General features: G+C 38.9%; 18 protein-coding genes and 2 pseudogenes. 10 read left to right on the top strand and 10 right to left on the bottom strand.

Annotated elements, in window-relative coordinates; genetic code table 11:
- Positions 1-352: 352 nt before the first annotated feature.
- From mobC to O0V13_RS20045, 3 genes are read right to left on the bottom strand one after another with little or no spacing between them, the layout of a single operon-like run.
- Positions 353-2,341, bottom strand: a complete 1,989-nt coding sequence (gene mobC / locus O0V13_RS20055) for a conjugal transfer protein MobC (protein WP_326492754.1) — start codon at positions 2,339-2,341, stop codon at positions 353-355.
- 12 nt (positions 2,342-2,353) lie between these two features.
- A complete protein-coding gene (locus O0V13_RS20050) occupies positions 2,354-3,640 on the bottom strand; it encodes a relaxase/mobilization nuclease domain-containing protein (RefSeq protein ID WP_268036798.1) in 1,287 nt (428 codons plus the stop codon).
- Complete coding sequence (locus O0V13_RS20045) at positions 3,625-4,011, bottom strand: hypothetical protein (protein WP_326492753.1); 387 nt, start codon at positions 4,009-4,011, stop codon at positions 3,625-3,627. Before O0V13_RS20045 ends, O0V13_RS20050 begins: the two co-directional genes overlap by 16 nt.
- A gap of 877 nt (positions 4,012-4,888) precedes the next feature.
- Here O0V13_RS20045 and O0V13_RS20040 point away from each other — a divergent pair.
- From O0V13_RS20040 to O0V13_RS21680, 4 genes and pseudogenes are all read left to right on the top strand, one after another.
- On the top strand, positions 4,889-5,038 hold the full coding sequence (locus tag O0V13_RS20040) for a hypothetical protein (RefSeq protein WP_268036797.1): 150 nt from the start codon (positions 4,889-4,891) through the stop codon (positions 5,036-5,038).
- A 279-nt stretch (positions 5,039-5,317) separates the two neighbouring features.
- Positions 5,318-5,482: pseudogene (locus O0V13_RS20035) on the top strand (Fic/DOC family N-terminal domain-containing protein); the annotation flags it as partial.
- Positions 5,483-5,542: 60 nt separating this feature from the next.
- A pseudogene (locus O0V13_RS21685) lies at positions 5,543-5,821 on the top strand (Fic family protein); the annotation flags it as partial.
- A gap of 27 nt (positions 5,822-5,848) precedes the next feature.
- Complete coding sequence (locus O0V13_RS21680) at positions 5,849-6,277, top strand: Fic family protein (RefSeq protein ID WP_326492755.1); 429 nt, start codon at positions 5,849-5,851, stop codon at positions 6,275-6,277.
- Between the two features lie 176 nt (positions 6,278-6,453).
- On the opposite strand, the gene O0V13_RS20025 is transcribed toward O0V13_RS21680, so the two are convergent.
- From O0V13_RS20025 to O0V13_RS20015, 3 genes are read right to left on the bottom strand one after another with little or no spacing between them, the layout of a single operon-like run.
- Positions 6,454-6,924, bottom strand: a complete 471-nt coding sequence (locus O0V13_RS20025) for a DUF3299 domain-containing protein (protein WP_268036796.1) — start codon at positions 6,922-6,924, stop codon at positions 6,454-6,456.
- Positions 6,917-8,230, bottom strand: coding sequence for an ABC transporter permease (locus tag O0V13_RS20020; RefSeq protein ID WP_268036795.1), 1,314 nt, complete (start codon positions 8,228-8,230; stop codon positions 6,917-6,919). The genes O0V13_RS20025 and O0V13_RS20020 overlap by 8 nt, the downstream gene beginning before the upstream one ends.
- Entirely contained in the window at positions 8,227-8,868 is a 642-nt protein-coding gene (locus O0V13_RS20015; protein ID WP_268036794.1) for an ABC transporter ATP-binding protein, read from the bottom strand. The genes O0V13_RS20020 and O0V13_RS20015 overlap by 4 nt, the downstream gene beginning before the upstream one ends.
- A 109-nt stretch (positions 8,869-8,977) precedes the next feature.
- On the opposite strand from O0V13_RS20015, the gene O0V13_RS20010 reads away from it, so the two are divergent.
- Positions 8,978-9,403, top strand: coding sequence for a MerC domain-containing protein (locus O0V13_RS20010; protein ID WP_268036793.1), 426 nt, complete (start codon positions 8,978-8,980; stop codon positions 9,401-9,403).
- Positions 9,393-10,586 (top strand): GTP-binding protein, encoded by a 1,194-nt coding sequence (locus O0V13_RS20005; protein ID WP_268036792.1) that lies wholly within the window; start codon positions 9,393-9,395, stop codon positions 10,584-10,586. The genes O0V13_RS20010 and O0V13_RS20005 overlap by 11 nt, the downstream gene beginning before the upstream one ends.
- A 410-nt stretch (positions 10,587-10,996) precedes the next feature.
- Here O0V13_RS20005 and O0V13_RS20000 read toward each other — a convergent pair whose 3' ends face one another.
- A complete protein-coding gene (locus tag O0V13_RS20000; RefSeq protein WP_268036791.1) occupies positions 10,997-11,833 on the bottom strand; it encodes an RteC domain-containing protein in 837 nt (278 codons plus the stop codon).
- 392 nt (positions 11,834-12,225) lie between these two features.
- Between O0V13_RS20000 and O0V13_RS19995 the strand changes: the two genes are divergently transcribed.
- A complete protein-coding gene (locus O0V13_RS19995) occupies positions 12,226-14,811 on the top strand; it encodes a lantibiotic dehydratase (protein ID WP_268036790.1) in 2,586 nt (861 codons plus the stop codon).
- Between the two features lie 130 nt (positions 14,812-14,941).
- Here O0V13_RS19995 and O0V13_RS19990 read toward each other — a convergent pair whose 3' ends face one another.
- Both O0V13_RS19990 and O0V13_RS19985 read right to left on the bottom strand, forming a co-directional pair.
- On the bottom strand, positions 14,942-15,664 hold the full coding sequence (locus O0V13_RS19990) for a LytR/AlgR family response regulator transcription factor (protein ID WP_268036789.1): 723 nt from the start codon (positions 15,662-15,664) through the stop codon (positions 14,942-14,944).
- The gene (locus tag O0V13_RS19985; protein WP_268036788.1) at positions 15,648-16,562 is read right to left on the bottom strand and encodes a histidine kinase; all 915 of its coding nucleotides are present in this window, start codon (positions 16,560-16,562) and stop codon (positions 15,648-15,650) included. Before O0V13_RS19985 ends, O0V13_RS19990 begins: the two co-directional genes overlap by 17 nt.
- A 204-nt stretch (positions 16,563-16,766) precedes the next feature.
- On the opposite strand from O0V13_RS19985, the gene O0V13_RS19980 reads away from it, so the two are divergent.
- Complete coding sequence (locus O0V13_RS19980; RefSeq protein WP_268036787.1) at positions 16,767-16,907, top strand: hypothetical protein; 141 nt, start codon at positions 16,767-16,769, stop codon at positions 16,905-16,907.
- 148 nt (positions 16,908-17,055) lie between these two features.
- On the opposite strand, the gene O0V13_RS19975 is transcribed toward O0V13_RS19980, so the two are convergent.
- Positions 17,056-17,253 carry a hypothetical protein gene (locus tag O0V13_RS19975; protein ID WP_268036786.1) on the bottom strand — a complete coding sequence of 66 codons (198 nt, stop codon included), beginning with the start codon at positions 17,251-17,253 and terminating at the stop codon, positions 17,056-17,058.
- Positions 17,254-17,594: 341 nt separating this feature from the next.
- Here O0V13_RS19975 and O0V13_RS21740 point away from each other — a divergent pair, with 341 nt between their 5' ends.
- Both O0V13_RS21740 and O0V13_RS19965 read left to right on the top strand, forming a co-directional pair.
- Positions 17,595-18,038, top strand: a complete 444-nt coding sequence (locus O0V13_RS21740; protein ID WP_442780940.1) for a MauE/DoxX family redox-associated membrane protein — start codon at positions 17,595-17,597, stop codon at positions 18,036-18,038.
- 206 nt (positions 18,039-18,244) lie between these two features.
- Complete coding sequence (locus O0V13_RS19965) at positions 18,245-18,529, top strand: hypothetical protein (RefSeq protein ID WP_268036784.1); 285 nt, start codon at positions 18,245-18,247, stop codon at positions 18,527-18,529.
- Positions 18,530-18,883 lie beyond the last annotated feature (354 nt).

Raw genomic sequence — 18,883 nt, 5'->3', positions numbered from 1 at the left:
AGATCCTTCTTTTCAATTGCATTGGAATGGCTGGTCTCAGCAAATGCAAATCATGAAATCATGAAACAAAATAAAATTAACTTTTTCTTAGTTTTTTAATTAAATGACAGGTTAAAACTTAAAATGTATCCTGTCGACTTCATAACATTGGTATAAAATATAAAATTTTCTTTTATAAAAACCTATTATTTAGTTTTTACTACATTTTTTTTAGTCTTAAATACATTGGAATTAGTTTAGGATCCATTTTAGAAACTGGCAATTCAAAAGAGTGCACTCATTTTTCTCAAGAAGCTTTTTAGGCAAAACTTGGGTTTTCATACCCTTTTATTTCATAAGCGCTATTCAGACCTTACCCCTTTTTTACTACCAAATGCTTCAAGGCAGGATCTCTGAGCAATCTCTGCATCTCAGCATGAACAATATCCTTTACCTCCTGCTTGATCTGGAGGTAATTGCGGTTGACAATCGAAGGTGAGATATCTCTGATGACAGGGATGGGCAAGTAGCCCATCTCCTCCTTTTTGATCCTATGATGATCATTGATTATTTCCGAATGAAATGCTTTCAAGTCCAGCTTACAGTCTGGATTATCGGCTACCAATCCAACAAATTCTCCTGCCGAAAGAGAGGAAATGGTGGAAGGTGGAACCGCTGAATCCAACTGCTTTGACTTGCTGATAGAAGTATCTCCGCTATTGATGGTTAGACTCTGCCTGTCCTGCATAATCTTGCCTATCCGATCTGAGAGTTGCTTGGCTGTTTCACCTGTTACTTGGCCCGATATTACGTTTCCTACGATTCCCATGATCACCTCGGCCAGGTCCCTGCCATAGTCTTTTTTCAACTGGCTCAGATCCTGAACGCCCAAGGTAGTGGCAACCTGATTACTTCTGGCAGTAGCGATCAAACTATCCATTCCATTGAGATAAATCGTGGGAAACTCATCGAAAATCAAACTGCTTTTCAGCTTTCCTTTTTGGTTCACCAGCTTTACCAGCCGGTTGACATACAGGGAAAGTACTGCTCCATAAATCTGAATTTTCTGAGGATTGTTGCCCATGCAAACCAACTTTGGTTCTTCGGGATTATTGATATCCAGCGTAAAATCATTCCCTGAGAGCACATAGTAAAGCTGAGGGGAAGATAATCTTGCCATGGCTATTTTTCCTGTTGCAATCTGTCCTTCCAATTGCTCCATCACATCGTTTAAATAGGCATTGACAAAGGGGTTGATTAATACTTCGATATCTTTTTCAGTCCGCAAAACAGTAAACAGTTCATCATAATCCAACTGCATCAACTCAATGACATGAGGCAAGGTGCAATACTCCCCGTCATTGTATTTTTTCAAAAACCAAATGATGGCTGTCAGGAAATTGATGGGCGATTCCACAAAAAAATCTCCTTGCCGTTTGATCCATTGTCGGTTCAGGCCCATCAAAATTGTATGAGCTGATTCTGCCGCATCGGTGATATCCAACATCGTTTCAGGAGCTAAGGGGTTGCAGCGATGGGTCCTGGAAAGATCATCAAAGTTGATGACAAAGAATTGAGGCATTACCCGATAGTACTTTTTATTTTGAAGCCAGGTATTATAAACCAGAGTGGATAAATCGTCATACTTAAAGTCATACACAAACAAGGAAAATCCTTTCTTGATATGCTGGGTAATGACATGCCGGATGACAAAATAGCTTTTCCCTGAGCCTGGTGTTCCCAAAACCAAAAGTCCCCGAAAGGGATTGATCATATTGATCCATCCGGCCCTGATCTTTCCCTTCAACTTGTAACGGGTGGGTAAATTGATAGAAAACTCGTTTTTGATGAGTCTTTCCTCTTGGGGAAAAGTTTCATTCTCTGAGTTGAATACGCCAATTTGCAGCTTCTGTCGGATAATTCTTGAAATCAAGGTTCCTGCTGAAAGGATGAGCAAAAAACCGATAGAGGTCAGCAGCATATACTCCAATGCAATCCACTCACTATAATCCTTCAAATGAAAAATAAAGAAACTCCCCAAATACAGGATCAGCCCAAACCCCATTCTGATTCCACCCGATTTTAAGGTGGCCTTTTCATTTTTCCTGCCTTTGATTCCCAAAAGTGAGATGAGTAATAATCCCAATGCGGTGTATTTGGAAATTAAAAACCTCTCAAAAAATCCGGTCTTTATCACCTGCTCTAAAATTCGATCAGTAAGAGCAGACACTAGGCCCTTATCCTTAAAAAAAGCATAGCAATAGTAGTAAAAATGTAGTCCCAATACTCCTACGGCCATCAGTCGGGTCATATCCAAAATCTTGCGTAAACCCTGTTGGTTTTCCCCGGTCTGCATGCCCATTCTTTGGTCCTTTTATGAAGTAGAAATGCCCTTCTTCTTTCGTCTTTTCCTTTTTTTCCATTCCAAAGGAATATTCGAACTGCTTTCTTCTAGCTTTGAAACAGTGAGCAATGGATTATCTGGATTCATCAGATATCCTTTCTTTTCTAAAGTATCAGAAGTATTTTTCTGCTCTGATGCCCGAGCTTTTTCTTCGCTAAAATCTATAGCAGTTCTAGAATACTCTAGCTGATTCATTTGATTCGGTTCCATGCCCAACCGAGCCACGAGTGCTTTTGCGATATAGTCTTTCCCTAAAGAACTTCCATTGAAAACACATTTTGTTCGATGATCTACATAGGTTAATCCAACCAATCTTCCTTCTTGATTTTCTATTTTTACAACTACAACCCCTTGCTTATCAAGTCTTTGAATCCAGTCCTCTATCCTCAAATTGGGAGATTTAAATAGGGTTAAATCTATGGTGGATTTCAATGCTGACTCATGAAATTTTCGGGCCTTTTCATTTTCAGCAAATCTAGATTCAATACCGGCCAGCGTGGCTTTAAAATGAAATAAACTGGACTTGATCGGTGTTCCTATCTTCTGCCCTTTTTTATTAAGAATCCGAAAACACAGCCCTCTTCTCTCATAGAGCATAGAGCCTTCTTTTCCTCGATCAGCCACCACATTATAGCCTTTCAACACGGCATTCAACTCTTCTAAAGAGGTATAGGAATAGTTTTTTAAGATGGATTGGAGGATGTTTCCAATTCCCTTTCTCATCTCTGAATTACCATATTCCAAAGGGGAAAGATCTACTCGTTTGGTGGAACTAACAGCAGGCTTTTGTTCCCCTGCCTTGACCAATCCAAAGCGATTTTCTATTGCTTTACAGGTCGGAATCGACTTCAAATTAACCAAGTAGTGTAGAGAAATCGCTTTCCCATCCAATTGGATATTGGTAGTCACAAGATGCAGATGAGGATGGCCTGCGTCCAGGTGTTGATAGATCAAAAAAGGTTGCTCTCCAAAACCGATTCCTTTCATATATTCTTTGGAGATCTGAATCAACCGATCTTTTTCCAGCGTATCATCGGGAGAAAAATTAAGCGAAACATGGACTGAATTGATTTTCTTTCGAGGGTTCAACCCCGTTATTTTCACTAAATATTTCTTCCGGAGATCAGGAGAATCACCGGTTGAATTCCCCGGATAATTGACCGCAGAAAGAAAAACCGCAGTCCCCTCCTTCAGCTTATTCTCATTGTATTGAACAGGCCTTGCGATTGAGGAACCGTTATTTAGGATAGCAACCATTTCTCTGCAGTCTGATCCAAAAAACGACTTAGTTTCCTTGCTGATTCCTGGATGATCTGTTCCAGTTGATGAACTTGCTCTTGACTGGAATTAATTTCAGATTCGGAGGCAGTATTCAGTTTTTTAGTCTGCTGATTGTAAGTTATGATCAAGTCATGAAAATCCCTTCTCATGACTGTTAACTCCTTTAACAGCTCTTCTGTCCCGGTATCTCGATAGCGTCCGATTACAGGTTTTTTAAGGAGAATTTCTCTTACGTATTCACTCAGGTTTGGTAGAATTGTTTGCTGGAAATAGGACTTGATGGTAGTCATCTCCTGATCCGACAACCAAACATACAATTTTCTATTTCGCTTGTTTTCTTTGTTCATTTTCGTGTTTTTTTCATTCGCTTTCCATTTGAAAATCCAATAAACCCATCCCCCTAAACAGCGGTACTTTTCAAAAACAGTCAACAAGAGCGTTTCTTTTAGACAGTTACCGCTATGCCCTGATAATAAAGGGCGGGGACCAAATAAAGCACCATACAGGCACCTCTTTAGTCTTAGAGAAAAGATGGGAATTCCACATGGATTGATTTAAAACCCAAAGGGCAATTCACCTCATCCATTGATCAATTGGGTAAGACAATAATAAGTAAGTTGAACCAGAGTGACCCATCCTGATTAAATATTAATCAGGTGAAAATCAATGCATTTAAAAACCTCACTCCTTTCTTCTATTGGGTCCTGGACATCGTCCGGGCAGCAATAGCCACGGGCTGCCTGGTCAATCCCGTCAGCTCAACCAAGTCCTTTTAGAGGCAACTGATCAAACCAATTAAACCTGTCCCTATGCCTATCCTTTACCCGTAAATCCAAAAATGATCTCATGAAGGAAAGCTTACAAAAAGTTTTTAGTGAAAAATCTTTAGAACTCTTTGTCAGTTTAGTTTTGAAGCTTAGCTTTTTTTAAGTTTATAATTAGCCTAAATAACAATAAGAAAGATAACAACCATTAAATAGAAGAAGCCATACGGCTGCAACCGCATGGCTTCGGGTACTAAACTTTCTAATTCTCCAATAAAAAAGCGATGCAATAAACTAAACTATTGTCCATTGTATTTTTGTGTAGTTTTTTTTGCCAGCCTAGCAGTTGCGCAGCAAAATACCAATCTCAATGGCATCCTTGTCGATCAGAGGGGCAATTCCCTTCCCGGTGTCCTGATCAAAATATCCCCGATTTCCAAGAATCAAGTCACCGATTCCAATGGAAAATTCTTTCATGGTTCCAGTTCCTAAAATAGATTCAAATGATTGGGATCTCAGTATCAACTGCTACAAAGAGATTATCTATGAAGCTGTAGCCTATGATTCACCTGATGAAATCATCAATGGAAATAAGTTGAAAAAAGTTTGAAAGAACTGATGAAAGAAAATCAAAAGAACTTGGAAGCTTTTGTGCTACTGTTAAAGAAATAGAAATAATTTGACTTTGAATCTTACAGTGTTAGAAAAATCAGATTTTTTTAACACTAAAAACCCTAGTGTTAAAAAAATCCCTGTAAATTATCCTAAAAGTATCCTGATGACCTGGCAGCCTTCCAATTTACCCTACCCAAAAGACTTAGAAACCAGACCGGTTCTTAAGGCTTTGACCACTGCACATCAGGCATTGGGACAATAAAAGGGTCTTGCAAATAGCATCCCAAGACAAGATATTTTAATTAATTCTTTGGTCTTCCAAGAGGCAAAAGACAGCTCGGAAGTAGAAAACATAGTCACCACTCATGATGAATTATACAAATCTACTTTAGGATTGGAACGTGACATCAGCCCCGAGACCAAAGAAGTCAAAAATTAGGTAGCAGCACTTAAAAGAGGATTTGATCTAGTAAGACAAAACCGGCTCCTCACCAGCAATCATATTCTCGAGATTCAAGCCACATTAGAAGAGAATAACGCTGGCTTCCGAAAACTTCCTGGCACCACAATTAAAAACGACCGAACTGGCGAAGTAATTTATTCTCCACCTCAGAACGCCGATAGTATTGTAGCACTCATGCAGAATCTGGAAAAGTTCATCAATGATACTGAAATGAGTGATCTGGATCCAATTGTCAATATGGCGATTATCCATTTCCAATTTGAAAGCATCCATCCATTTTATGATGGAAATGGAAGGACAGGACGAATCATCAATATTCTCTACCTCGTCCTTCAAGGTTTAATGGATCTTCCAATTCTCTATCTGAGCAGGTATATCATTCAGAATAAAAAAGAATATTACCACCATTTACAGGCTGTGCGGGATCAAGAAGATTGGGAAGGATGGCTACTCTATATGATTCAAGGGGTTGAAAGTACCGCCCTACACACTCAGCAAAAGGTTTTACAGATCAAAATGGCAATGATGGAACTTAAAAATATTCTCCGTCAAAACTATAAATTCTACAGCCAAGACCTGCTCAATCATTTATTCAACCATCCCTATACAAGGATAGAATATGTACAACAGGCTTTAATGCTCAAGTCCCGTCAAACCGCTGCTACCTATCTAAATCAATTGGCAAATGATGAGGTATTGATCAAAAAAGAAGGAAGACCCAATTATTATATCAATCCATTTTTAATCAACGCGTTAGCAAAGGACAACTGACCCTAAAACTTCAACACATTTTTCATTAGACCCAATCTCCTGGATCCAGCTCAAATGTTACGAATTAACATCCGGTCCAGCTATAACAAAAAATTAAACTGGGGGAACCGTTCGCTACTAATTCACCGATTCCTCAACCCCCAATCCAATCCACCCAGGCCCCCTCCTTTACCAATCTATTGACTGGGCCATGCGTTTTCCAGAATATAATTACATTGATAAATGTCCACAGCATTGAGTTTCAGAGTCCCTCGAAATGTCAGGACCTCATCCATTTTAAACCGGGGATGATTCAAGGGAACCTTGAGTTCTATAATGGATTCAGGTCCGGCTCCTCCGCAAAAGAAACAGGCTGAAAAAGGATTGGCGGAAAGTATATAAATATCATTCTCCGGGTCGATTACCAATAAATACCCTTTGATGACTACCTCTTTGCCGTGCAGGGCTTTTACGCTGGGGCCAAACTCCGGAAAATAATAATAGGCCTGCACCTTCTCATTGTATCTGTCTGTGAATTTGACATCACTTAGGATGTCCCAGTCAATTTGGGTCTGAGAATGAGCCGGTGGGGAAAGACTGAAAAGAAAACAAAACAGAAGGATGGAAATACAAGAGAAAAGACTGGGAAAAAGACTGAATCTAGGCATGGGAAAGACTTTTGGAAATATCAATTCTATACACTGAAATAGCGGGAATCAAAGCTGATAACAGACCGATTACCAAGGTGAGGGCAAAGAGGAAAATTTCCTCCCAAAGCAAATCCGGCTGAAAGAATCCGACAGGATATCCAGATTGGAGGGTCCAGTTGAGCAAAAGCAAAATCAACCTGCTCAGGGCCAGCCCGATTCCAAAACCGAAAAAGGAGATCAGCAGTCCTTCCTGAACGATCATTCCCAGCAACTGGCCTTTGGATGCCCCAAAAGCCCGGAGCAGGGCCATTTCATAAATACGGTCTTTTAAACTGAGATAGAGACTGATAAATACACTCAGCCCCGAAACGAGGATCACCACCAGCGCCACCAGATTTAAGGTAGCAGTGGCCATCCCCATCAATGAAAAGAGTTTGTTCAATTCGTAAGCAGGCAATGCGGCCTGCATGTTCGTGTCTTCATTGACCCGACGAGGAAGCTGAACCAGTCCCAATGGATTTTTGAATTTGATCAAAAGAGCAGTGATTTGTCGCCCTTCTGCTTGTTGGGGTTGAGACTGGTGTTGGGACTGGGAATGAGCAAGTTCCTGATCCTCGGACTGGGAAGAAGTATCGTGCTCGTGCTCCTCCTGGTCATGATGAGGACCATCCCTTTCGGAAGGATCCAAAGATCCGGGTTCGTGAGAATGGGAATCATGGATATCCCAGACACTTTGCAGATCGGTAAGAATTAACTGATCCAGGACAGAGCCTGAAGCTTTAAATAGTCCGACGACCCTATATTCCTGCTCTTCATGCACATGCCCTCCCTCACTGAGTCCATGGGATCCCAGGAAGGTGTCCCCTAGTTTCAAACCGGTTCTTTCCGCCACAGCCGCTCCAATGGTTACGTCCATGGATTGGGTCCATAGTTTACCCCGGGCCAGCTCCATCTGGTAGATTTCAGGATAGCGGTGCTCTGTCCCAACAATTCTAAAGCTGCTGTAAGAATCCCCATAGGAAAGAGGAATTCCATAGTCTATCAAGCGGTTTTTTAGTAATTGGTCCGCTTCAGAAAGTGAAATATTGCCTGTGGGGACATCCACCTGAAACACGGCCGAAAGAATAAGCTGAAGTGGACTCCCCTTGGCTCCCACTACCATATCAATTCCTCGGATATTGGAACTCATCTGCTCTTTGAGCTGCCGTTCCAAATGCAGCATCAAACAGATAAGACCTACGCCCAGAGAAAGTAGCAACAGGCTCAAGCCCGTGGAAAGTGGCTTGGAAAGGACATTTTTGAAACTCAGGTGGAAAATTGTCATGGATTTTGGGATTGAAGGGTCACTGAGTTTTCAAACTCGCAAGTCAAGCGATGGTCGTGGGTAATGAGCAACAGACTCGCTCCATATTTTGCAGTTTGATGTTTTAACAGCTTGATGACTTTGCTGCAGTTCTTATCATCCAGGGCAGAGGTCGGTTCATCCGCAAGAATCAAAGCAGGTCGATTCACCAGAGCCAGGGCAATTGCCGCCCGCTGCTGCTCCCCTTGCGATAAACGATGTGTTTTGGAATGAATCTTATCAAAAAGTCCCAGCTCATCCAAGAGCAGTTGAATGGCATGGATATCTATGGATTTTCTGCCCAATGTTTGGATCATCTGTAAATTTTCTCCTAAGGTGAGAGACTGGATGAAATAGGGTTTCTGAAAGACAATTCCCACCTGGGAGCCCCTGAACCGGTCCAGCTCCTTTCCATTTAATCGGGTCAGGTCAACACCTCCCACCTCAATCCTTCCGGATGCCGGCTTTAAGAGTCCGGCCAACAAATGAAGCAGGGTGGTTTTCCCGATCCCCGATTCTCCCAGAATCAGCAGATTCTCCCCCCTATCCAAAACTATATCAGGGAATTCAAAGTGATTGGAGGTATTGTATTGAAAAGAAAGTGAATGTGAAATCAGCATAAATAAGCAAATAGAAAGCACAAACCTAAGGACAGATTTTATTTATTGCAATATTGTTGCATTTAAATATTAACCCTATATTTGCAACTCATTTGCATTTAAAGAATTTATGAAAAACACCTTTATCGGTGCGCATTTGGACTTTATTGGCTTTTCGGCATCCCTTGCCTGTGCCATCCACTGTGCATTTTTACCTTTTGTGATCAGCACCCTTCCCTTTTTGGGACTGGGCTTTTTGGCAAATCCTTATATCGAATATGCCGTGGTTCTGTCGAGCTTATTTCTGGCCTTGTATGCGCTTTCCCATGGCTATATCCGCCACCACCAGAAGATGCTTCCAATCTTAATTGTCAGTCTTGGCTTTTTGATTATTTCCATCGGCCTACTGTGGGCACCCGAATCTTTGGAGTCGGTCATCACTCCCCTAGGGGCAATAGTCATTGCCTGGGGTCATTTCCTGAATTGGAAAGCCATCAAAAAATCCAAAGTGGATTATCCATCCTGTACACAAGCCCGATCCAAGCATGAAAACTAAAATACCGGTTACCGTTTTAAGCGGCTTTTTGGGAGCGGGAAAAACCACCCTTCTCAATCACATTCTTCAAAATAGAGAAGGATATAAGGTTGCCGTGATTGTCAATGATATGAGCGAGTTGAATATCGATTCCAAACTAGTCCAAAATGAAATCAAACTCTCCCGGACCGAAGAGAAACTCATTGAGATGTCCAATGGCTGTATCTGCTGTACTTTGCGTGAAGATTTGATCGAAGAGGTCCAGAAACTAGCCAAACAACAGAAGTTTGACTACCTATTGATTGAAAGTACCGGCATCTCCGAACCCGTCCCCGTTGCCCAGACGTTCAGTTTTGAAACCGGAGATAGCTTATTGGATTTATGTCACATCAGCCGCCTGGACACGATGGTAACGGTGGTGGATGCGTTTAATTTCTTCAATGACTTTGGATCGGCAGAAACTATCGTAGATCGGGATATGACCGATGATCCAGAGGATTCCCGTTCCATCGTGAACCTGTTAACAGACCAGGTGGAATTCGCCAATGTGATTGTGCTGAACAAGACCGATTTGGTTTCAGAGGAGAACTTGAGGCTTCTGGAAGGATTCCTCATCAAGCTGAATCCGGAAGCCAACATCATCCGGACTTCGTTTGGGAAGGTGCCGATCCAGCAAATCATGAACACCGGAATGTTTGATTATGACAAAGCCGAACAATCGGCCGGTTGGTTAAAGGAGCTGAACAAGGAGCACGTTCCCGAAACAGAGGAGTATGGGATCAGCAGCTTTGTTTACAGAAACAGGCGTCCTTTTCATCCGGGCAGATTCTGGAACTATATCCGGAATAATTGGCCCAAAAATGTTGTCAGAAGCAAAGGCCTGTTCTGGTTGGCTTCCAGGCCCCATCATGCCCTCTTATGGAGTCAGGCCGGAGGATCATTGAAAGCAGAAGCATTTGGAACTTGGTGGGCCGCTTACTCTGAGAAAGAAAGAATTAAGAATCCAGCCTATAAAGATAATCGAAAGCTCATTCTTAACAAATGGAATGTGCAATATGGAGACCGCATGAATGAACTGGTCATCATCGGTCAGGATTTGGATGAACAAGCAATCACAAGCCAGCTCAATGCCTGTCTGGTTCAGGACAATGAATCGCACAATTTCTCACTTACCAGAACATTCAAAGACGAATGGCCTTTGTAGGTATCCACAGCCAAATGGAATTGAAATTTTGGGAATAGGGCTGCTTTTTTTATCAAAGAATATCCCCTTACGGGGAAAAGTGATTCTGGGAGCTTTTCCCTTTTTCGACTTTCATTTTTTCAACTTTTATTTTATCAGTTTCCCTGAACCTATCTCTGACAAAAACAATCCAAATAAAAAACAGCAGAAACCCGAAAATCTGAACAGGATAACTCAACCACTTGACAAACCTCTCCAAAGCTGATACGGCCAATGCTTTTGAATAGCTGGGAAATTGTTGCAATCCTCCAACCCCTCTTCGGTAAAACCTTCTCTTCTCTACCCAAAATCGCATTGCAAACCCAAAAAGAAATATCACCAAACTCACCGTACAGATTAACACATCATATAGAATCATCGACAATCAATAGTTAAATCCTCATATCCGTTTCGTCCATTCGTTTTTCCAGACTGTCCTTCAAACTATCCAAAAAAATAGTTCGGTTCTTTTTTCTGATCCGCATACTCTGAAAGGTCCTGTAGAAATTACCCACCTGCACATCAAAAAGAGATTCCATGATCTGGATGATCATTTTAACATCACTCTTCCCATGGTTGACAGCCCCTCTGGAATGCAGTGCATAGACCAGTTCGATCAAAGCTGATTTGGAATCTGTCCATTTGTGTTTTGTTGTATTTCCAGATTTTGAATCCATACCCAGCTCCAATTGATTCAATCGTCTCCGGATGTAATCAATCATTTTTTCAAAAGCCATGATCCTTGCTAACTTGTTGCTATTGGGTGAAGAAAATGATGGATCATAATCAATGGAATAATCAGGGATTACAGACAGGGGTTTAGATTCCTTTAAAAAAAATAAATTGTCCAAATCATCTCTATCCAATTGATAATAGATGTACAACTGATGGTTCCGGCCAAAAAAGTCCTGGTATTGGTCAATAATATGATGGAAATAGGATTTGACTTTTTCTTTCTCTCCAATAGGCATTTTGGATTCTATATAGGCCAATTCCGCATAAAATATCAGCTCTTTTAAAATCAGAGGTTTGTAATATTTAAAAAATTGGATCTCTTCTTTTTGGTCTCCAAATCGATATTCCTCCATAAAACCTCTTAGCTGAAGTAATATCGTGTTCACCTGTTTACCACATCTTTCAGCTTTCTGCAATTCATTTACAGTTTCATTTGAAATAAGGTCAAGAGACTGGCCCATTTCATCTAGGAGTCCTTCAATAAAAACTTTCATACATCAGTTGGTTAGCATTTCACATTCTTTAAAAACTTTAGGATATGCCTAATGAGCCAACCGAAAACATCATTCTCTGGCCCAATCAAGCATTTTTGAAGAACCTTAAACTGAAACTAATAAACTGGTAATCAAAAAATTGAAAAAATATATGGATTCTATGGAATCATAAATACTTTTTGGACAGAATCAGGATGGTTTAAAATTCTGCACCTTTTATTCCAAAGATTCCTTTCATCTTCAATCTAACAACCGGCACAGATCATTTGATTCAGAACTCTTCAATTCATTGAAGTCACATTTAAACTGCTGATGAAGCAATAAATCCTGTTGATTTTCGAGGAAAGTTGAATTGGAATTTCCAAAGAGATAACATTCTTCAAAAAAGAAATATGTTTATCTATAGAATCCCCTTGGTTGAATTTGATCCCGGAAATAAGACAGAAATCCAAAAAAATTGGAATTGGATCAAATCTGCTCTAGAACTCTCCTCCCCAGGTTTAACAGAGGCAATTCAGGATAAGGGCTATTCTGAACTTCCTTACTCCATTCAGCAAAAAATCTTCAAGTATTTAATCAGGGGAAGATATAGACCCACTCCATTTGGAATGTGGTCAGGGGTTGGAATTGGTCAATGGAGTCAAGAAACCCAATCAGAACTGGAAATCAATTTGGATAAACAGATTTACTCTATTAATCCGGTATTAAGCAATAACAAGATTTGGGGTTTACCCATCGGGATCAAAAGAATTGGAAATAAAATTCAGTTTTGGGCCTACTCTCAAAATGAAGAAAAATGGGTTCATCATATTTTCTCCTTTAATCCAGCCATAGACAAGTTGTTGCATTTCTTTGAATTCCAAGATCATATTAGCCAGGAATCATACTCCAAGCTTTACGAGTCTTTCGATAAAAAGTCGCAAAAAGAAGTTTGGGACAAACTCCGATTTACCGGCTTCTTACAAAACAAATTTCAATACCAGGAAAAACACAAAAACAATCAGATAAATAGTTATTTGAGGACAGTACCCAAACTCGAAAAACAAATTCAATCTCAACTCGATGATTTCATCAACACCAGTGGCGCCCTGTTTGTATCTCACGATAGATCACTAATTAGTCGATTCAAAAAATTCTATTCAAATTCTTACGATGACACTTTTAATTCCCTAGAAACTCTTTTAAAGGATAATGATCTTTTTGAAAACTTAAACCAGATGGACCTAAGAGATCCGGAAGAAATTTCAGTTTTATCTGAAATTAATTTAGGGAAAAATCAGAAAGAAATAGATTTAAAAAAAGATGTCAAGCAGTCCAATCAACATCCAGGAATCCATGATATTCAGGTCGTTTTTAGACTTGGAAAAAATAATAAAATAATAGTGGACAATTTGGTTTGCAACCGTCCATTTGTCTATACTGGTAGATTCAGTGACTTTCCGCCCATCCAAGAATATCAACAATTGACTCATCAGGATTTATTGAAATCCAAGAGATTGATTTTTTGCGATGTGGAAATTTTTGAATCGGAAACGATCAACTTCATCAGTAAACACATCAACCTTTTCAATCACCATATTTCCCCATTTTTTGATAAAGATTCGAATTCCATTCCACTCAATGAAATCTATTTAGGCATCCATAACCAAAGGATCATACTTGTCCATAGGCGTCTTAATTTAGAAATCATTCCCGTATTCCAACATCCTTTGAACGGAAGTCAAATTTCACATCCGATTTTCCGTTTGCTTTGGGAAATTTCCAATCAGGATAGTTTCCGTTTCATTGCCTATCAATCCGGATTCTTACTTAATTCAAGCTATCTCCCCCAGTTTAATTGGGGTAGTAATATCATATTACAGGAAAGAAGGTGGAGAATTCAAAAGGAGCAATTCCCCACAAAAGAAAACTTGTTAAACTGGTTTGAAAAGAATAGAATACCCAAAATTCTTTCCATTGGAAACCTTGATCAGGAGTTGGTATTGAAATGGAACAGGAAAGATGAATTAATACTCTTATTTCAAGAACTTCAAAGAAAAGAATCTTTAAACCTAAGCGAAAAGATCAGTGTTATAGAAAGTCCTTTTCATACAAAAAACCATACTAAACTTTATCCTCAGTTTGTTTACCAGAGAAAACCAAATCCCAAACATACAGATCTCCCAAAATTCATAAATTATAGAGATGAACCTGAAAAAGGCTGTTTATATCTTAAAATTCAAAGCAATAGAAATGATTTAATCCCTGTTCTAAAGGGAGTAATTCCAACATTGGTAAGAACCATATTACAAGATTTTCCAAATCTAAAATGGTATTACTTATGCTATGCTTCCCCATCGGTAGAGATAAGATTGAGGTTTCTTGATGTGGGCGAAAAAAATCAGCAACAGCTCATTGGAACAGTTTATAACCAATTCAAAAAGCTTGCACCAAATCTCCATTTTCAAACTGCAAATTATTTCCCGGAACATGAGAAATATGGTTCGAAAATACAGGACTTAAAAATCTCAGAGCTCCTTTTTTCAATGGAATCCACTGATTGCCTATTGGGCAATTCCGAACTAAAAACACCAATTCTATGCATGCCTGAAGAAGAAAGAATCATCTGGATTGCTACCCTTTTTACTGAGGTATTTTATCACTCAGATTTGAAAAATAAGCATTTAAAAATTCTGGGTAAACATTTTAAATCACTGGGATCGGAACAACAAAAATCCATTAGGAAGGAAATTGAACTATTATTAATACAGGAATTTGAAGACTCTAGGAAAAAATTCATCGCAACCTATTTCCAGTCCCTTCGCAACCATTCCAACTTTAAAGATCCGGGCAAATGTCATATTCTTATTTCAAATCATTTACACATGTTGATCAACCGATCCCTTCCATTGAATGCTTTTTCCAAGGAAGAAAGCATCAGGTATTTGGTCTATCGAATGCTCGGAAAAAGGATTTACCATAAAAATGCATCTTCATAGAAACTAAAATAGGAAAGAAATTATCCAGATTATTAACACAAAAGCCTTAAGGTTAAATCAGAACCAAGAATTAAATCCCCAAGAAGAAATTACAATATCCAACCTGTGAAAGGAAAACACCTTTAATCATTTAAAGGATTTTATCTGAAAAATAGTCGTTTAGCCCTTCTCTATATCCTCTCCCCAATGGGATCTTTTGATCATTTTTTAATGTGATCTGAGTAAAATTGATTTTTTTGATTAACAGAATATTTACAGCAAAGGATTTGTGAACTCTTACCAAATTGGAATATTTCAGTCCTTTCAAAAAATTGGTCAAAGAGGAGACGACGAATTTCTTGTCATTGATAAAATGGAGGGTGGTTACATTGGCGGATTGTTCTAAATAAACAATTTCGGAAACATCTATCGTTTCACCTGTAATCCCACCCGATCCATTGATCAGCCTTACATTTTCCCGACCCATTAAAGCTTTTTCGTTGGAGGATTCCAATTTCATCCGTGCTGTATGCAGAGCCTTGGAAACTTCGGTAAAGAAAGCAGGTTTAAGAATAAAATATGCAGCATTCAATTGATAACCAGAAACAGCAAATCGATCATGTGCTGAACAGAATATAATAGGAATACCTGTGCCCTCTAATTTTTCTGAAATAGACAGTCCACCCAAGTTAGGTATTACTACATCTGTTATTAAAATTTCAGCTTCACCAGAAAGAATTTTTGAAAGCCCCTCATTTGGATCTGTGGTTTTAAAGCCCACCTCAAATTCAGGTATCATATCTATAATTTCCCCTAAATTTATCAATGCTGAAACCTCATAATCAATTAAACCTACTTTAAATATTCTGTCCATAATCAATTGATAAAAGCAAAGAAAACTCACCTTCCACGAGGCTATAAATAAAACAGAACTGATCACCAAAATTGTATTTCAGGATCTTTAAAACCGATTCCATTCCAAATCCAGATTCCGGAAAATCGCGGTTCACATCTACCAGATTAAAAATCATAAAGGAAAATTTAATTGGAGCCTCAAAAATCCCTCCTCCCAATTTACAATTGATTATACAGGGAGTCTTTGGTTTGAGGAATACTCCATGTTTAAATATGTTCTCTACCAAAGTCAGCAGGATCATTTTTGGAAGAAACACATGTTTGGCAATTTCCCCTTCATAATCCAGATGTAATTTCATTTGAAGTTTTTCCCCAAATCTTAAATATTGACATTTTGAATACGATTCAATAGCAGTCAATTCATCCAAAAGGCTGTTTTCAATAGTTAAGCTCTTATATCCGTATTTGAGCATCACTGAAAAATTTTCCAAGTCATGGTATAAACTCGCAGAATTACTTCGGACCTGTACTATCAAAGCAGAAAACAGGTTCAACATAAAATGTGGACTGAGCTGCAAAGAATTATGTTCGATTGAGAGTTTTTCTAAGGCTACCTCTTTTTCAATTTTCTCTTTTTGAATTTGATGATAGGCAAAAAAGACCCAAACCGTAAAAGTAAAAAACTGGAACTGTACGATCCTCAATCCCTCCAACCAATAAGTCTGAAAATCAACTTTCCAAAAAGCAAGGGGATAAAAGATAAGCTGGAATTTAAGTACTGTCAAAAATCCAATCACAAAAAGTATCCCCACAAATCCTGAAATCCATTTACCATCAAAAAATATTCTAGGAAACAAATAATCAAATAGGATAAAGGAAAATGCAAAACCAAAGACTAAATGGCTGGCAGTTTCCATAGGGCCAATATGAATCTGTAAAACCAATCTTGAAATAAAATCCAACAAAAAATAGCTAATCCATAAACCTAATAATAGAAGAAATGGAAAATCAAATATCCTATCCAGAATGCGACTGAATAAATACAAATTGTTGTTGGAAACCGATTTTTGGAGCCGTTCACTCAAACCTCTACTTTTCATACCTAACCAAAAAAAACAATTATGAACAAACAAGAAATAAAGGAACCTAAACTGGAATGGGAAACCATTCCAGTCCTATCAGAAAGGGAAAAAAAAGCCGCTGGAACTGGAAAAACAACGAGCTTTTTTAGAGAATGTCTCACTACTATTACTGGCTTTTGAGACAAAACAGCAGGTGCCGAAGCATCGAAACTAGTAAACTGGGCTAACCAGATCAATTTAACATAACCGGATCGTCATTCCGGGGGGAGAAAATCCTGATTGAAGCGGATAACTTTTTTTAAGTATCCGCTTTTTGCTTCTCAGAACTCTACCCCAGTGAAGATTTCACCTCTTTGACGTCGATACCATGAAAGTCAGCATACTCCTGGACTGTTACCAGTTGATGCTTCGATTTTCCGTAATACTCCTTCACTTGCTTAATAATACTATAAGCATACGATCTACTCCTACCGGTAAAAACCATGATATCTTGTGCATATATGACACCTCTTTCTCTTTTGTTCATTAGAATTGAAAGTCATATTACCCTTACACAGATTCTGGGTTATGATACTATTTACTAGGAAAACAAATATTTGATCAGACCAATGATCTATTAGTTCAATCTACTAATATTTAAGAAGATATACCAAAAAACATCTATTTTTTTCTATTTATTATACCATTTAAAATTATAACCAATTTTTATTTTTATTTATTATTCGTTTAACCACATATCATCTCAACAATATATACTTTCCAAATTGTTGTTCATTCAATTCTTAACGTTGTTCAACAGTCAAATTTGATTTTGATCCAATGAATTGATGAATTTGGAGAATAACCTAAAGGAAGGAGGAAGTTGATATGCGAAGAATCAGGTTAATAATTCAAAGTCTTTTAATCCTATTCTTGTTATATCCAGGCTTGGATAAACTATTGAACTGGAGTAAGAATTACCAAGCTATTCACAATCAAGTGTTTCCAGAATATTTGGCAGACATTTTGGCATTTGCCGTTCCCTGCTTGGAAATCGGACTTGCCATTCTGCTAATTTTCAAGAAAACAAGATGGTGGGGTTTTCTGGGATCTTCCCTCCTGCTTACAATCTTCACCACATACATCGGTTTAATTTGGGTAGGATCATTTCCGCGGGTTCCCTGTAGTTGTGCTGGCATATTTGATTCAATTGGATGGCAGACACATTTTTATATCAACCTCCTATTTATTGGCTTTTCAATCTGGGGACTTTCAATCCCCGCGAATGAAAACAAGCTTTCCAATCTTCAATCGGAAATTAAACAAGAATAGGATTGTCTATGAAACAATTCATCAATCCTTGATCAAAGTATTGTTGTCGCTCCTGGGACGGGAGTCAGGAGCCCCGTCAGTAACTGGCAACAAGAAAGGGAATTGCCGAAAACCCTTTAAAAAAGTAGGCTCCAACCATTTCTTTCGCTAAGAAAGAAAATAAACGGTTTGTCCCTTTTTGATCGGTTAAAAAAGGGTCCATACTTATGAATACTTTAATTAAAAGATTACCCTTGTTTGCATTTATTTTAGCAGCATTTTCGGCTTTGGCCTTCAATGGACCAACTGTCCAACCGGGAAGTTCCACGATCATTTGGACACCAGACCCTTTAAATCCCGGTCAATACATTGATGTCACCGATGAGGTAGACGAAGAGCGCTATAGATGCGATGAAGCATCTATGGAATGTACTGTGACCTTCTCCGGAAACGATCCTGTCAATGGGTCCAAAACGGTTTTAAATGAAGGTCAGTTTGTAGCACTTCCATAATTTCAAAAGCCCAGAGCATAAGCTCTGGGTATTTTTTCATATTAATGTTATAAATCTTAAAGTTGGAATATTCGAGATAACAAAGAGAAAGCAGGGTATAGAAATTGGCCTGATCAATACCCCAAAAAATTGCTTTCAATAGAGACTCGAAAAGATTAAGAGAGTGATAAACAATAGGCCAAAGAAGCCATTGAGGATTCCCCTTTTTTCATACCCATTTTGGATCTTAGGCGGAATACGAATTCCTTAGATCCACCTCTTAACTCTCAGATTACTTCCTATTATTCTGAGCAATTCCGCTCCGCTGGATTTCTACATCAGGTATAGGAAAGACATAAAGTGGATCATTGGGGG

Source organism: Algoriphagus sp. PAP.12, from assembly GCF_026652115.1.
GTDB lineage: Bacteria > Bacteroidota > Bacteroidia > Cytophagales > Cyclobacteriaceae > Algoriphagus.
The sequence above is the reverse complement of the archived record's forward strand: the minus strand, read 5'-3'. Positions and strand labels throughout refer to the sequence as shown.